Here is a 14,145-nt window from a genome sequence, read left to right as displayed (position 1 = left end):
TGCCTCTCCCGCCCTCTGCGGCAGGCGAGGGCCCACCCTGATCCCGGCGCCATCACTTCGCCTGCTGACCGTTGCGCCGGCGGCGGCTACCGTGCGGGGATGGCGGAGCATCCGGGGCTCGGTGTGATGGTGGCGCGCTTGCTCGAGCGTCGAGGGTTGGGTGCCGAAAGTCTGGCGCACGGTGCTGGGCTTGAGGTGGATGAGGTTCGTGCGGTCCTCGCAGGTGGCGGCCCGAGGGAGGAGTTTCTCCGGTGCGTTGGACCCGAACTCGGTGTCCGGGCCGTGGACTTGTACATCCTCGCGGGGCTGGAGGTCCCGGACGAGATGGCACCGATCGACGCATCGGCCGCGCCGTATGTGCGGCATACGGTGACGGACGCGGTGCGACTGCCCGAGGCGGAGCGTGCCGAACTTCTCGGCCTGGTCCGTGCGCTGCCACAGGAGGAGCGGCGCTCCCGCTTCGCACCGAAAGGGCTCGCGCCGCCGACCGGCGGCCCGGGAGCGCAGATCATCCGCATGCTCCAGTACCGGAATCTGAACTGGCTGGGCATAGCAATGACCCTGGGGCTGGTGACACCCACATATCTCTCGGCCGCTACATACGGTCTGATCGGTTCCGAGCGCAAGGAGCTGACACCGCGCCTGGTGACGGACTTCGCGGCCTTGCTGGGGATCGATGTCCGCGATCTGGCCACGCTGACCGGCATCTCCCTGCCGGACACGCCACCGCCTCCCTCTCCGAGAGCGGAGTACGCCGCCGTGCTGCTCTGGGAGATACGACGCCTGTCCTCAGCCCAAGCACAGCACGTCTCCGAAGTCGCGCACGCCATGAAGGGGAACGGCTGATCAGGCTTCACGCCGCGGACCCGTCCAACTCGTGGACGGGTCTGCACGCCGTGGTTCCACGGGACAGGATGCGGTCGGCTGCTGCCACCGACCGGCCCCTTTCTCCAGGAGCAGAGCGTGACCTTCGTCGATGTCCCCGGCTCGAAGTCCATCACCGCGCGGGCCCTGTTCCTCGCGGCCGCGGCCGAGGGCACCACCGTGCTGCGCCGGCCGCTCGTCTCCGACGACACCGAGGGATTCGCGGCCGGGCTCACCGAGCTCGGCCACCGCGTGGAGCGCGACGGGGAGAACTGGCGGGTCGAGGGCAGCCCGGCCGGGCCACCCGCCGACTCGGCACATGTGTACTGCCGGGACGGCGCCACCACGGCCCGGTTCCTGCCCGTGCTCGCCGCGGCCGGCCACGGGAGCTTCCACTTCGACGCCTCCGAGCAGATGCGCCGCCGCCCGCTCGGTCCGCTCACCGGCGCGCTGCGCGCCCTGGGCGTGGAGCTGCACCACGAAGGCGCCGAAGGCCACCACCCACTGCGCGTCGAGGCGCGCGGGGTCGGGGGAGGCGACCTGCTCCTGGATGCCGGCGAGTCGTCCCAATACCTGACGGCACTGCTCCTGCTCGGCCCGCTGACGGCGAACGGGCTGCGCATCACCGTCACGCGCCTCGTCTCGGCGCCGTACGTCGAGATCACCCTCGCCATGATGCGGGCCTTCGGCGTGCACGTGGGACGCGAACAGGCCACGGACGGCGTGGTGTTCACCGTGCCGCCGGGCGGCTACACGGCGACGGAATGGGCCGTCGAACCCGACGCCTCCACGGCGAGCTACTTCTTCGCCGCGGCCGCCCTGACCGGGCGCGAGGTCACCGTCCCCGGACTCGGCAAAGGGGCTCTGCAGGGCGACCTGCGCTTCACCGAGGTCCTGGCGCGCATGGGCGCCCATGTCGAGGTCGGCGAGGACGCGACCACGGTGCGCGGCAGCGGCCGCCTGTCCGGTGTCACCGTCAACATGCGCGACATCTCCGACACCATGCCCACGCTGGCGGCGCTCGCACCGTTCGCGTCAGGCCCGGTCCGTATCGAGGACGTGTACAACACCCGCGTCAAGGAGTGCGACCGACTGGAGGCGTGCGCACAGAACCTGCAACGCCTCGGCATCGAAGCACGCACCGGCGAGGACTGGCTCGAAATCCACCCCGGCACGCCTCACCCCGCCGAGATCACCACCCACGGCGACCACCGCATCGTGATGTCCTTCGCCGTCACGGCCCTGCGCACGCCGGGAATCTCCTTCGACGACCCCGGCTGCGTCCGCAAGACCTTCCCCGGCTTCCACGAGGCGTTCTCGGCGCTGGGGCGGCGGTGGGAGACTCCCGGCGCCTGAGCGGATGGGCCCACTTGCCGCGGAACCCGCGTCAAGACGCCGTGGTCGCGTGGACCAGGCCGGTCTCCGCGGTGCCCAGCCTCTGCGCATCCCTCTCAGGACGGCAGAAGCAGGCCACCAACGCGCCTGCCGTGGCCAGCAGCCCCGCCGTGAACAGCCAGCCGTTCTCATAGCCGGCCGGGACGGTGGCCGCGCCGTCGACCAAGGTGCCGAGGATCACCGGTGCCAGGATGCCGCCGAGCGCGTACACAAAGGTGAGGACACCGAGGACCACACCGCGTTGAGAGGCGGGCGTGATCTGTGCGCACGCCGTCGTCGCGATGGTCAGCATCACCAGGCCGAGCGCCATCGGGCCCAGCATCATGAGGACCTTGACCGCGACGGGATCCGCCAGGCCGAACACGGCAGTGGCGAGGCCTGAGGCCAACAGGAGGAGTCCGGCGCCGGCTCCGGCGGGCAGCGCCCGTCTGCCGTTGCGGCGGGCCAGGCGCTGGGACATCAGACCGTGGCCGAGCAGCACGAGACCGTTGGCCAGTCCGCCGGCGCCGACCAGCGTTCCGGCCTGGTGCAGCTCCAAGCCCATCACGTTCTGCAAGTAGTCGGGCGTCCACGTCAGCAGACTGCTCATCCACCAGTACGCGGCGAATGAACCGAACGCCGCCGTGATGAAAGTCCCGGTCCGCAGGATCGTGCGCAACGGCGGGCCGTCCGAGGCGACGGCCGCCGCTGCCGAGTCGCTCTTGCGTGTGACGGGTGGCGCGAGCGGGCCGTCGGCACCCCACCGTGCCCAGGCGGCGGCCCAGACGAGCCCGGCCAGACCCATCACGCCGAACGCCCAGCGCCAGCCCCAGTGTGCGATCACCACGGTGAGAACGGGAGAAGCGACGGCGACGCCCACCGCGGCGCCCACCATCAGGACCGCGGTCGGCAACGACCGTTCCTGTTGCGGGAACCAGCCGTGCACATGGTGCAGCGCGACCGGCGCCGCGGGCCCTTCGGCGGCGCCGAGCAGTACGCGCGTGGCCACAAGCACGGCGAACCCCGCGGCTCCCCACAGCATCGGCAGCTGTGCGACGGACCAGAGGACGACGAGGACCAGGAGAATCGTGGTGGTGCGCACCCGGCGGGTCAGCGCGGCGACACCGAGCGCGGCGAGCGAGAACAGCGAGAAGAACGCCGTCTGCGCCGCGCCGAACTCCACACGGGAAATGTCGAACTCGGCCCGGATCTGCGGACCCGCGAGGCCGAGTACCGCCTTGTCGGCGAAGTTCACCACCATGAAGGCGAGCAGGAGCCAGGCGGTGCGCCACGCACCACGGAACGGGACGGCATCGGCCGGGGAACCGGACACGGCCGGTGCAGTCTTGAAGTCAGCCATCAGCAGCACTGATCCTCGTCGTCCACGAACCCGACGCTGATACCGCCCTGAGCACGCTTGCTGCCCTCGGTGCTGCGGGTCAGCTCCGTGGTCAGATCGGTGCCTTCGGCGACCGCGGCGGATTCAGCAGCAGCCCAGTGGAACAGGCCGCGGGCCATCGTCGAGGTCTCGGCCTGCGCACGCCGCGCATAGACCTCGGCACGCACACGGGCCACTTCGACATCGGTCGGCGCGGCGAGCGCTGCCGTCTCCGCCAGATGCGCGGCGAGGCGCAGCCTGCCCTGCTCCAGGAGCTTGCCGGCTCGCCGGGCCAGTACCAGGGCACCGCCCGCGGCGTCCGCGAACTCGGCCGCCACCGCGGCATCGGGCGCCGGCTTGAGGTGTGCCGGGTTCTGGTCGTACCAGCCGCCCCACAGCCGCCACAGATTACGTATGACGAACTCCGGCTCGTCGTAGGCGGGATGGAGGTACGGCTTGGCCAGCAGATCCTCGGGGATCCGCACACCGTGCAGGACGGCATCGAGCCGGTGGCCCTCGTTCATCAGGGTGCGGGTCTGCTCGCACAGCGTTTCAAGGAGGCGGGCCGTATCGTCGAGCGCCTGGTGGATGCGTTCCGTGCCCACGATCGGGACGCCGTGACCGGGCAGGAGCACCTCGGCGCCCAGTTCCTGCATGGCCCGCAGGGCGCGCGCCCAGTCCTCGGGGTAGCGCTGGACCTTCTGCGGGTTGCCCGCGTTGGGGGAGTTCCAGATGAACAGGTCCCCCGTGCACAGGACCTTGAGCTCAGGCACCCAGACGTAGGTGTGGTCATCGGTCTCGCCGCGCGCGTGCACCAGCTCGAACGTCAACTCTCCACGCCGGAACGTCAGTTGTGTGCGGTACGTGGTGTCGGGATAGCGGTACGAGGTCGGCCACTGGAGAGCCGGAACCCCGAACTGCTTGCGGTTGATCCAGGAGTTGTAGCCGGCGGTCTGGACGTAGCGGTCGAAGCGGGCCGTCACCGCCTCGTGCGCAATCACCTCCGGGCGGGCATGACCCGCGTCGTCCGCTTCCGTATCGAAGGGCCCCACGCCGAAGACATGATCGACATGTCCGTGGGTGAACACCACCGTGGTGACCTGGGCATCGCTCTGCGCCCGCACCGCGTCACGCAGCGGCTCGGCGGTACGGACATCCCCTGAGTCCACCAGGACGAGACCGTCGCCGGTGTCGAACACGGCGACGTTGGCGAATGCGGGATAGAGGGAGACGCGGTCGGCGACGTACGCGAGACCCTCTCGCGCGAAGTGGCCGGAAAGGTGCTGCGCCAGGGATTCCTCGCCGTGCCACACCCGGTCTGCGTAGTCCAGGAACTGCTGCCCATTGTGCTTGGTCATACTGCGACTCCTCTGCTGCTGCGTGCCACTTCGGCGACGCAGCACGAGTATCGGCAAGGTGGCGGAGGGGAGATATCAGCTCTCGTCACACCGCGAAGCGGAAGCTACTGTGACGTGTCACAGTGGGCCGGCGTCGCGGGGGAGTCAGCATGGGTGATCGGCTGCTGTCGCCCGCTGCGAGGGCGCTCGCGCTGCGCTGCGAGCCGAAGGTCAACGAGCTGGCGCGGCACATGGCCCGAGAGGCGTTCGAGTCGCTGCCCGGCTACTCCCAACTTCCCGACGACGTGAAGGACATCGAGGTCGCGGCCACGGCCCGGTACGGCATGCGCCAGTTCCTGCGCCGTGCCGGAGACGGTGATCTCTCCGACGGCAGCCTGCGGCTGTTCCGCGAACGAGCCGCCCAGCGCGCCGAGGAGGGCATGCCGCTGCACCTGTTGCTGCGCAGCCACAGCCTCGGCATGTACGTCATGTGGCAGGCCCTGCGCGACGCGGCGCTTCCCGGGGAGGAGGCCGCCCTCGCGGAACTCGTCGACTGCCTCCTGGGGATCCAACACCACGTCGTGGGCGCCGTCGCCGAGACATACACCGACGAGCGCACCGCCCTCGATGCCGACGCACGCGCCCAGCGCCGCTCCGTCATACGGGGACTCCTCGACGGAGTCCTGCCTCCCGGTCACGTACTGCTCGACGAACTGTGCCTCGACGGGTCCGCTGTCGTACTCGCCCTGGACCTGGCGGACCCGGCCGAGGGACCCGTGGCCGAACGGCGGCGGCAGCGCCGCATGCAGTCCTGCCTCGACCGGGCGTTCGGCAAGGAGGTGGCTGCGCTGTTCGACGGTGGATCCGGCCGGGCCGTCGTGCCCACTGCGGCCGACCCGCCGGCCGATCTGGCGCAGCAGCTCGCCAAGGCAGGCGGGGCGACGGTGTCCGTCGCCTGGTCGCGCGCCGCAGACCCGGTCGGCATTCCCGAAGCGGCGCGTACCGCGGCGGAAATCCTGCGCGTCGCGCGCGCCTGCGGCCTGCCTCCAGGCCTGCATCGCATGGAGGACGTGCTCCTCGAGTACCACCTCTCCAGGCCCGGCCCGAGCGCCCACATGGTCGCGGCCCTCCTGGACCCCATCGCCGACCGGCCGGAACTCCTGCAGACCCTCCGCACCCACCTCACCACCCGCCAGGACCGCAGAGCGACGGCCGCCGCACTGGGCCTCCATCCGAACTCGGTCGACAACCGCCTCGCGAAGATCACCGACCGGACCGGGGTCGAGCTGTCGTCCCCGCGTGGCAGTGCGCTTGCCATTGCGGCGTTGTTGTTGAGGGAGACGGCCGTTGGTCCGTGAACCCGCGAAGCGCAGCTTGAATCCGACCCCGTTCCGAAGGAGCCCCATGACCGCGCCGGACCGCCCCGCCGACTCCCACCTGCCGCTGCGCCGCCTCGCGAGCACCGAGCTGTCCGCGATCCAGGATCTGGCGTACGGACGTGACTGGTACTACCCGGACCGCACCTGGCGGCTGCTGTTCGACATCGGTGAGCTGCACGGCGTCTTCGACGAGCACGGCCGGCTGCTGACCGTGGGCGCGCTGTGCCGGTTCGGGGACGAGCTGGCCTCGATCGGGATGGTGATGACCGATCCGGACCATGAGGGCCTAGGGCTGTCGCGGCGCGTGATGGAGCGCCTGATCGAGCGCGCGGGTCCGGCGCAGGTGACGCTCTACGCCACGCGGGCCGGACAGCCGCTCTACGAGAAGCTCGGCTTCGCCGCCACGGCGGCCAGCACCATGTACGTGGGCCGGCCCACGGCGGTCACGCCCACCGGGCGCTCGCGGCTCGCCGAGCCCGCCGACCTGCCGCGCCTCGCGGAACTCGACGCCCGCGCCATGGGAGTTGACCGCTCGCACGTGCTGGCGCGGCTCTTCGCCTATGCCGACGTGCTGCGCGTCATCGAGCAGGACGGCGAGCTGATCGCGTACGGCGGAGCGTGGCGCGGCTCCGACAAGGTCGTGGTCGGCCCCCTCATCGCGCACAGAAGCGACGACGCGGTCGATCTGCTCAGTGACATCGCAGGCTCGGTGCGCGGTGTGCTGCGTCTCGAGGCACACAGCGAACGGCCTCACCTGGCCGAGTGGGCCCTCGCGCACGGGCTGCGCGAACAGGCCGCCATCACCCCGATGTCACTGCGGACCACTCCCTTGCCGGGGGAGCGTGGGCTGTGGCACCTCCCCTTGTCCGTCGCCATCAACTGACAGCGCGGCAGGGGAGGCTGCGCCACGGGTCTTCAGGCCTTCAGGGGCTTCAGGACTTCAGGACGGCTCGTTCATGCTCGGCGACGACGTGTCCCGCGCCAGCCGCACCGGCGTGCCCGACCCGTCCGCCGCCACCGACCAGACGTCCGACGACCCGCGGGCCCGGCCCGGCAGGGCGTAGGCGAGGGTGCGGTCGTCGAGCCAGGCGGCCTGGTCGTCGGCGCTGCGGGTCTCGGCGAGCGGGGTGTCGCGCATGGTCTTGAGGTCGAGGACGTGCAGTCGCCAGGGGTTCGAGGTGCCCGCGCGTACGCGCTTCTTGTACGCGATGCGCGTGCCGTCCGGCGACAGCGAGGGGCATTCGACGTTCTCGCGGAGCGTGCGGGCCGTCCAGGCGTTGAGGTCGGCCTCGACGAGGTACGTCTTTCCGCGGGTGGACACGGTCGCGTAGAAACGGTTGTCGTCGCGGGCGAAGGTGATGCCCCAGTAGTTGAGGTCGGAGGCGCTGTAGCGCTTCTTGCCGAGGGTGAGCTGGAGCGTTTCGATGTTCTTGATCAGGTAGCCGGTGCGGGTGTCGAGGATGCCGCTACGGGTGGAGAAGCCGCCTCCCGCGTACGAGTCGCCGCTGACGAACACCGTCCAGGAGATCATGCGGCCCGAGGGTGAGACGCGGGCCCGGTTGGGGGTTCCGCCGAAGGTGACCGTGCGCTTCGGGCGCAGGGACCGGTCGAGGACGATCGCCTCCGCCCGGGGCGGAATGCCCGGTTTGGTGGTGAGGCAGACGGCGCCGGTGCCGCTCGCGTAGAAGCGGCGGCAGGTGAGTCCGGTGTCGCGCGGCCGCCGGCCGTCGAGGGCGGCGATCGTTCCCTTGGCCGTACGGGCGTACAGGCCGGGGGTGTTGTCGAGGGTGATGCCCGAGGATCTCGCGGCCGGTTGCGGGCGGTCGGTCGCACGGACCGTATAGACGACGGCGAGGGCGGCGAGGACGACCGCGGCCAGGCCGACGGCGCCGATACGGGTACGCAGGGACAGGGTGTGGGTCATCGGGACTCCGTCACACGCGCGGGCAGCAGGAAGCGGGCGGCGAACAAGGCGGTGATGAGGGCGGCGGCGGCCAGTGCCAGGGCGGTGTCCATGCCCCACAGCGTCCATGCCGCGCCGAACAGTACGGAGGCGAGGAGCCGGCCGATCGCCTGCCCCGACTGCAGCAGTGCGAGGCCGGCGCCGCGCCGCTCCTCGGGGACGAAGGGGCCGCCAAGTGCCATGAGAACGCCGTCGGTTGCGGCGTAGTACGAGCCGAGCAGAAGCACCACGGTGACGGTCAGAAGCCAGCCGGTGGCAGGGGAGCTCAGCGAGAGGTAGGCGCCGAGTAGGCCCAAGTGCCCGAGGAGATACGGGATGCGGCGTCCGATGCGGTCGGCGATGCGGCCGATGGGTACGGCGAGGAGGAGGTAGACGGCCGCGCTGCCCAGCGGGAGCAGGGGGAAGTAGGCCGTGTCCAGGTCGAGGCGCTTTTGCAGGACGAGATAGAGCAGACCGTCGCCCACGGAGACGAGCGAGAGCAGGCTCGCGGCGAACAGGACCTTGCGGAAGGCCGGAATCCGGAAGACCGAGCGCAGGGTCGGTGCCGGGGGTCGGCGGATCGTGTCAGGTGAGCGGCCGGGGACGAAGGCGTACAGGATCAGGACGCCCAGCAGGCCGAGGCAGAAGCTGACGACGAAGACCGCGTCATAGGCGTCCGCGGTCACCCAGAGCAGGGCGAAGGCCGCGAGGGGGCCGAGCAGTGCTCCGGTCGTGTCCATCGCGCGGTGGACGCCGAAGGCCCGGCCGAGGTCGCGTTCGTCGCAGCTGAGGGTGATCAGCGCGTCGCGTGGTGCGGTGCGGATGCCCTTGCCCACGCGGTCGGCGGCGAGTGTCGCGGACAGGGCCGCGGTGGAGCCGCCCGCGAGGAGCAGTCCCAGTTTGCACAGGGCGGACAGTCCGTAGCCGCAGCCGGCGACCAGCTTGTGGTTGCGGCGGCGGTCGGCGATGTGGCCGCCCGCGAGTCGGACGAACGCGGTGACGCCGTTGTACATCCCGTCCAGGATCCCGAACTGCAGAGGGTTGAGGCCCAGTTGGAGGACGAGGTAGAGGGGGAGCACGGCGGTGACCATCTCCGAGGAGATGTCGGTGACCAGGCTGACCGTGCCGAGAGCGAAAACGGTCGAGGCCACGTGGGTGCGGCCTTGAGGCGGGGGGACGGATCGGTCGGGGGCGGTGTGCGGGCCGCCCCGGCCGGCGGCGAGATACATGGGGGACTCCTGGGGGCGCCCCGGGCGCGCCCATGTGCGGACGCGCCCGGGACGTCGGGGGGTGGCCGGTCAGTGGCAGGAGTACGTGGGGCTGGTGTCGAGGACGGTGCCGTCGGTCTCGACGAACTGGGAGCGGAAGCCCGTGTCGGTGAAGTCGAGCCGCACGACGCCGTACTTGTCCCAGATCCGCTTGGCGCTGTTGGGCTGGACCGTGTCGCCCGCCCCGTACAGGTCCTTGCCGCCGGCGCCGCCGATGATCTCGACGATGCCGTTCGGGTCGGCCTGTGCGTTCCGGTTCTGCGGGGCGAAGCGCTCGTAGTGGTGGTCGTGGCCGTTGAGCACCAGCTCGGTGTCGGCGCCTTCCAGGAGCTCCCATACGGGGCGGCTGACCGGCACGTTGCCATGGTCGCCGGAGCTGAACAGCGGCTCGTGCCAGTACGCGGCCACGCACTTCTTGTCGTTCGCGGCCAGGTCCGCCGCCAGCCAGTCCAGCTGCTCCTCCTCGTCGAACCGGTTGGAGTTCAGGGCGACGAAGTGCCAGTTCCCGCGGTCGTACGAGTACCACATCTTGCCCTGCGGGGTGGCGCGGGAGCCGAAGTACTCGCGGTAGGCCTTCTCGTCCCGGTTCTCGTAGTCGTCGTACGACTCGTGGTTGCCGGGTACGGGATGGGTGTTGGCCTTGAAGCGGCCCCAGGACTTGTCGTAGTAGTTCTCGAAGTCCTCGATGTGGGCGTCGTCGTACTGGTTGTCGCCCATCGTGATGTAGAACGCCGGGTCGATGGCCTCGGCCCGGTCGGCGGTCTTGAAGTGCTGGCAGTCCGCGTCGCTCTGCGTGCACTGGGCGGCGATGTCACCGGCGCCGACCACGGTGAACGCGCCGCTCCCCGGCGGGTCGGTGGGCGGGTCGGTCGGGCCCGAGCCGGTGGTGCCGTACACCTCGGCCTCGAACAGCGAGTAGCCGTACGAGGTGCCGCGAGCCGTTCCGTACACGCGCACGTAACGCCCCTTGCCGGTCAGGCCCGTCCACTCGTCGGTGCCGCCGTTGCCCGCTGTCTCCGTGGCGAGACGGGTCCAGGCGGAGCCGTCCGCGGAGATTTCGACGCGGTAGGCCTTCGCGTAGGCCGCTTCCCAGAGCAGCTTCACCTTGGAGACGTTCACCTGCGCGCCGAGGTCGATCCGCAGCCACTGCGGGTCGACGCCTTCCTTGCTGGCCCAGCGGGTGGTGTTGCTGCCGTCGACCGCCTTGCTCGCGGGGAACGAGGTGGTCTCGGTGGAGGAAGCCGTCGCGGGCTTGCCGCGGGAGAGCAGCTGGGCCTCGCCGCCGCCCGGTTCACTGGGTGAGGGGTTGGGCGCCGGATCCACCACGGGATCCTTCGCTATCTCGAACGGGTCGCCGTAGACGTGCCAGGACAGCGGCGTCTTCAGCTGCAGGTTTCCGTTGTCGAGGAAGACGCGCTGGGCGGTGTCGACGCGGCTTGTGTCCTCGTGCGCGGCCTCCTTCTTCATCTCCGCCACGCGGGCGTCGAGGAACGCGTGCAGATACGTGGTCTCGTTCCCGCCGTCGGCCGGGGTCTCGGCGTTGGAGCGTGCCTCGGCGCGGATCGAGTCGAAGCCTTCCTGGCCGTGCATGACGATGGCGTCGTAGTAGGCGAACTGGCCGAGTTCTTGGAGCTTGTCGCTCTTGGCCCGGGAGACGGACGGGTTGAAGTAGACCCGGTCGCGCTCGTGGTTCTGGGCCTCCTTGAAGGCCGTGGTCCGTGCCGCCTCCTGCCATGCGTCGGTGAAGCCGGGGTCGAGTCCCTCGTGGGAGTCGGAGCCGTCGACCTCGCGCAGTGCGGGCAGGTACTCGGCGAGCGGATTGTCGGGTTCCTGCTCGGTGTAGTACTCGACGAGTTCGAGCATGTCGTGGGTTCCTGAGCAGAAGCCGACGATGCCGGCGGTGTAGCCGCGGCCGTCGCCGATGTCCTCGATGTAGTCGTACTGCTCCTTCCATTCGAGGGACGAGTTCTCGGCGCTGGAGACCAGTTGCATGGCGATCTCCTTCTTGACCGGGTCGTCGAGCCCGGTGGGTGCCGCCGCCTGACTGGTGTTGAGGAGGATCACCGCGGGGACGGCGGCGAGCAGCGTGGCGAGGGCGATCCGGAAGGAGATCTTGCGGCGGCGGCGATGGCCGGTGGTGCGGTGCCGCGATCCGGACGGCGCCGGGCGCCGTCGCGGAGTGGGGAGTGGCATGTGCTTCTCCGGTTCTCGTCTGGCCGGGCGTGGGCATGCCTGCCCGGCAGGGGGAGTTCGGGGCTGCATGACGGTGCGGAACCGTGGTCGAAGAGGTGCGGAACCTCGGCTGTCCCTACCGCAGTTGATTGATAGGAACCTTTCCTTTCTATTGGCAAGTCGGGTCTCTCCGCAAGACGTGTGGCGGGAGGGAAGTTCGGGAGCTTCGGGTTCGGCGGGAGAACGCGACGGGAGGCGAGGGCATCGGCCCTCGCCTCCCGTCAGGTCGGTTCGCGTGCGATCACGCCGTCAAATCGCCCAGCATCCCGGCGAACTCGTCCGGCGTGACAAGTCGGATCCCCAGGTCCTCGGCCTTGGACCGCTTCGAGCCGGCTCCCTCGCCGGCCACCACCAGTGAGGTGCGCTTGGAGACGCTGGAGGAGGACTTTCCGCCCGCCCGCTCCACGAGTTCGTTCATCTGGTTGCGGCTCAGCGACTCCAGCGGACCGGTCATCGCACCCGTGACCACCACCGTCATCCCGTCGAGCGGACCGGCGGGCCGCTCCTCGCCCGCGCCGCTCCCGCGCTCCGTGCTCCCGTCCTCCGTGCTCTCACCCGCGCCGCTCCCGCCCGCCGGCGCCGGTGCGGTCGCGCCCGGCTCGGTCATGTTCACTCCGGCGGCGACCAGCTTGTCGATCACGGGCGCCAGCTCGGCCAACTCCGCAATGATCACCGGAGACTTCTCCGGACCGATGCCCTCGACCTCCTGGACGGCTGCCTCGTCCGCCGCGCGGATGGCCTCCATCGTGGCGAAGTGCCGGGCGATACGGCGCGACATGGAACGACCCGTGCCGCGCACCCCCAGCGCGCACAGCACGCGCGACAGCGGCTGCGCCTTCGCCTGCTCGATCGCCGCGAGGAGATTGTCGGTGCTCGTCGGACCCATCCTGTCGAGCGCGAGCAGCTGATCGCGGGTGACGGTGAACAGATCGGCGAGATCCGCCACCAGGCCGGCGTCCACCAACTGCACGATGCGCGAGGCGCCCAGACCCTCGATGTCGAGCTGATCGCGGCCGGCCGCATAGCTGAGCGAGGCGACCAGATGGCAGTTGCGGCCGCGCTCACAGCGCCAGCGCTGCTCGCTGGTGTCGATCGCGGAGCCGCACTGCGGGCACACCTCGGGAAACGCGATCGGCTGTTCATCCCCCGTACGCAGATGGGCGACCGGGGCCTCGATGCGCGGGATGATGTCGCCCGCCTTGTAGACCATCACCTGGTCACCGATCCGCAGGTCGCGGCGGGTGATGTCGGCCGGGTTGTGCAGCGTGGCGTACGTGACGGTGGAGCCGTCGATCTCGACCGGTTCGAGCTGGGCGCGCGGGGCGATGATGCCGGTACGCCCGACGTTCCACTCGACCCCCACCAGCTTGGTGATCTTCTCGACGGCGGGCAGCTTGTAGGCGATCGCCCAGCGCGGTGCACGCGAGCCGAAACCGGCGTCCCGCTGGTCGGGGGCGAGGTCCGCCTTGATGACGATGCCGTCGATGCCGAAGGGCAGCTCGGCGCGCAGCGCACCGATCTCCTCGACGCGCTGCTGCACGGCGTCGACCGTGCTCACGACACGACCCGGCACCTCGGTGGCGTCCGCCGTGTGCACGCCGAGCCCGGCGACCTCGGCCATGAGCTCGCCGTGCGGCAGGGTGCGCAACCGCTCGGCGAGATCGTCCGCGGTGTCCGCCGTGGGAATCACCCCGTACCCGAAGAACAGCATCCGTACCTTGTACGCCCGGTCCTTGGCGCGCAGGCTGCCGGCGGCGGCGCTGCGTGCGTTGGCGAACGGCTCACCGCCATGCGCGGTACGTGCCTCGTTGGCCTGCTCGAACTGGACCGTGGTCATCAGGACTTCGCCGCGGATCTCCAGCGTGTGCGGCTCGGCCAGCCGGGCCGGGAGCCCTTCGATGCTGTCGATCCCATGCGAGACGTCCTCGCCGGCCGTGCCGTCGCCACGCGTGATGATCCGGGTGAGCCTGCCGTCCGCATAGCGTGCCGCGATCGCCAGGCCGTCCAGCTTGGGCTCGACGCTCCACTGCGAGACCTCACGGCCGATGCGCCGCTCCACGCCGGCGGCCCAGGCGGCCAGCTGCTCGGCGGAGAAGACGTTGTCGAGGGAGAGCATGGGAACGGTGTGCGGCACATCGCCCAGCGCCGCCCCACCCGCGACCTTGCCGGTCGGCGAGTCGGCGAGAACCTCACCCGGGTGGTCCTTCTCGTACGCCTCGATCGCCCGGACCAGCCGGTCGTAGCTGTCGTCATCCAGGGCGCTGTCGCCCCCGGCGTAGTAGGCAGCAGCCGCCTTCGTGGCGGTGGCCACCGCGTCGGCGTAGGCGGAGGCGTCGGCGAGTACGGCAGAGGTCGTCGTCATGTGATCCAT

Annotated in this window: 10 protein-coding genes and 1 pseudogene; 4 read left to right on the top strand and 7 right to left on the bottom strand. The window is 70.4% G+C overall.

The window, feature by feature from the left end:
- Positions 1–99: 99 nt before the first annotated feature.
- Positions 100–846, top strand: a complete 747-nt coding sequence (locus ACIBI4_RS04900; protein ID WP_399202173.1) for a hypothetical protein — start codon at positions 100–102, stop codon at positions 844–846.
- Positions 847–963: 117 nt separating this feature from the next.
- Entirely contained in the window at positions 964–2,220 is a 1,257-nt protein-coding gene (gene aroA, locus ACIBI4_RS04895) for a 3-phosphoshikimate 1-carboxyvinyltransferase (RefSeq protein ID WP_399202172.1), read from the top strand.
- A 31-nt stretch (positions 2,221–2,251) separates the two neighbouring features.
- Here the strand turns inward: aroA and ACIBI4_RS04890 are convergent, their stop codons facing one another.
- On the bottom strand, positions 2,252–3,598 hold the full coding sequence (locus ACIBI4_RS04890) for an MFS transporter (RefSeq protein WP_399202171.1): 1,347 nt from the start codon (positions 3,596–3,598) through the stop codon (positions 2,252–2,254).
- Entirely contained in the window at positions 3,598–4,974 is a 1,377-nt protein-coding gene (locus tag ACIBI4_RS04885; RefSeq protein WP_399202170.1) for an alkyl sulfatase dimerization domain-containing protein, read from the bottom strand. Before ACIBI4_RS04885 ends, ACIBI4_RS04890 begins: the two co-directional genes overlap by 1 nt.
- Positions 4,975–5,123: 149 nt before the next feature.
- Here ACIBI4_RS04885 and ACIBI4_RS04880 point away from each other — a divergent pair, with 149 nt between their 5' ends.
- Together ACIBI4_RS04880 and ACIBI4_RS04875 are read left to right on the top strand one after the other, a co-directional pair.
- Complete coding sequence (locus tag ACIBI4_RS04880) at positions 5,124–6,311, top strand: PucR family transcriptional regulator (protein WP_399202169.1); 1,188 nt, start codon at positions 5,124–5,126, stop codon at positions 6,309–6,311.
- A gap of 46 nt (positions 6,312–6,357) precedes the next feature.
- Positions 6,358–7,215, top strand: a complete 858-nt coding sequence (locus ACIBI4_RS04875; RefSeq protein WP_399202168.1) for a GNAT family N-acetyltransferase — start codon at positions 6,358–6,360, stop codon at positions 7,213–7,215.
- Positions 7,216–7,272: 57 nt separating this feature from the next.
- On the opposite strand, the gene ACIBI4_RS04870 is transcribed toward ACIBI4_RS04875, so the two are convergent.
- The 5 genes and pseudogenes from ACIBI4_RS04870 to ligA form a co-directional block, all read right to left on the bottom strand.
- Positions 7,273–8,256 carry a hypothetical protein gene (locus ACIBI4_RS04870; RefSeq protein WP_399202167.1) on the bottom strand — a complete coding sequence of 328 codons (984 nt, stop codon included), beginning with the start codon at positions 8,254–8,256 and terminating at the stop codon, positions 7,273–7,275.
- Positions 8,253–9,503 carry an MFS transporter gene (locus tag ACIBI4_RS04865; protein WP_399202166.1) on the bottom strand — a complete coding sequence of 417 codons (1,251 nt, stop codon included), beginning with the start codon at positions 9,501–9,503 and terminating at the stop codon, positions 8,253–8,255. Before ACIBI4_RS04865 ends, ACIBI4_RS04870 begins: the two co-directional genes overlap by 4 nt.
- Positions 9,504–9,572: 69 nt before the next feature.
- A complete protein-coding gene (locus ACIBI4_RS04860; protein ID WP_399202646.1) occupies positions 9,573–10,865 on the bottom strand; it encodes a discoidin domain-containing protein in 1,293 nt (430 codons plus the stop codon).
- 12 nt (positions 10,866–10,877) lie between these two features.
- Positions 10,878–11,735 (bottom strand): annotated as a pseudogene (locus ACIBI4_RS04855) (chitosanase); the annotation flags it as partial.
- 280 nt (positions 11,736–12,015) lie between these two features.
- The gene (gene ligA / locus ACIBI4_RS04850; RefSeq protein ID WP_399202165.1) at positions 12,016–14,136 is read right to left on the bottom strand and encodes an NAD-dependent DNA ligase LigA; all 2,121 of its coding nucleotides are present in this window, start codon (positions 14,134–14,136) and stop codon (positions 12,016–12,018) included.
- Between the last annotated feature and the right edge of the window lie 9 nt (positions 14,137–14,145).

Origin of the sequence: Streptomyces sp. NPDC050418 (assembly GCF_044458745.1) — a bacterium.
Lineage (GTDB): Bacteria > Actinomycetota > Actinomycetes > Streptomycetales > Streptomycetaceae > Streptomyces.
The sequence above is the reverse complement of the archived record's forward strand: the minus strand, read 5'-3'. Positions and strand labels throughout refer to the sequence as shown.

Excerpts from the sequence above, each read along its gene's own strand:
- ACIBI4_RS04880 (WP_399202169.1), top strand. The coding sequence starts at position 5,124 with ATGGGTGATCGGCTGCTGTCGCCCGCTGCGAGGGCGCTCGCGCTGCGC.
- ACIBI4_RS04870 (WP_399202167.1), bottom strand. The coding sequence starts at position 8,256 with ATGACCCACACCCTGTCCCTGCGTACCCGTATCGGCGCCGTCGGCCTG.
- ACIBI4_RS04890 (WP_399202171.1), bottom strand. The coding sequence starts at position 3,598 with ATGGCTGACTTCAAGACTGCACCGGCCGTGTCCGGTTCCCCGGCCGAT.
- ACIBI4_RS04900 (WP_399202173.1), top strand. The coding sequence starts at position 100 with ATGGCGGAGCATCCGGGGCTCGGTGTGATGGTGGCGCGCTTGCTCGAG.
- ACIBI4_RS04885 (WP_399202170.1), bottom strand. The coding sequence starts at position 4,974 with ATGACCAAGCACAATGGGCAGCAGTTCCTGGACTACGCAGACCGGGTG.
- ACIBI4_RS04875 (WP_399202168.1), top strand. The coding sequence starts at position 6,358 with ATGACCGCGCCGGACCGCCCCGCCGACTCCCACCTGCCGCTGCGCCGC.
- ACIBI4_RS04865 (WP_399202166.1), bottom strand. The coding sequence starts at position 9,503 with ATGTATCTCGCCGCCGGCCGGGGCGGCCCGCACACCGCCCCCGACCGA.
- ligA (WP_399202165.1), bottom strand. The coding sequence starts at position 14,136 with ATGACGACGACCTCTGCCGTACTCGCCGACGCCTCCGCCTACGCCGAC.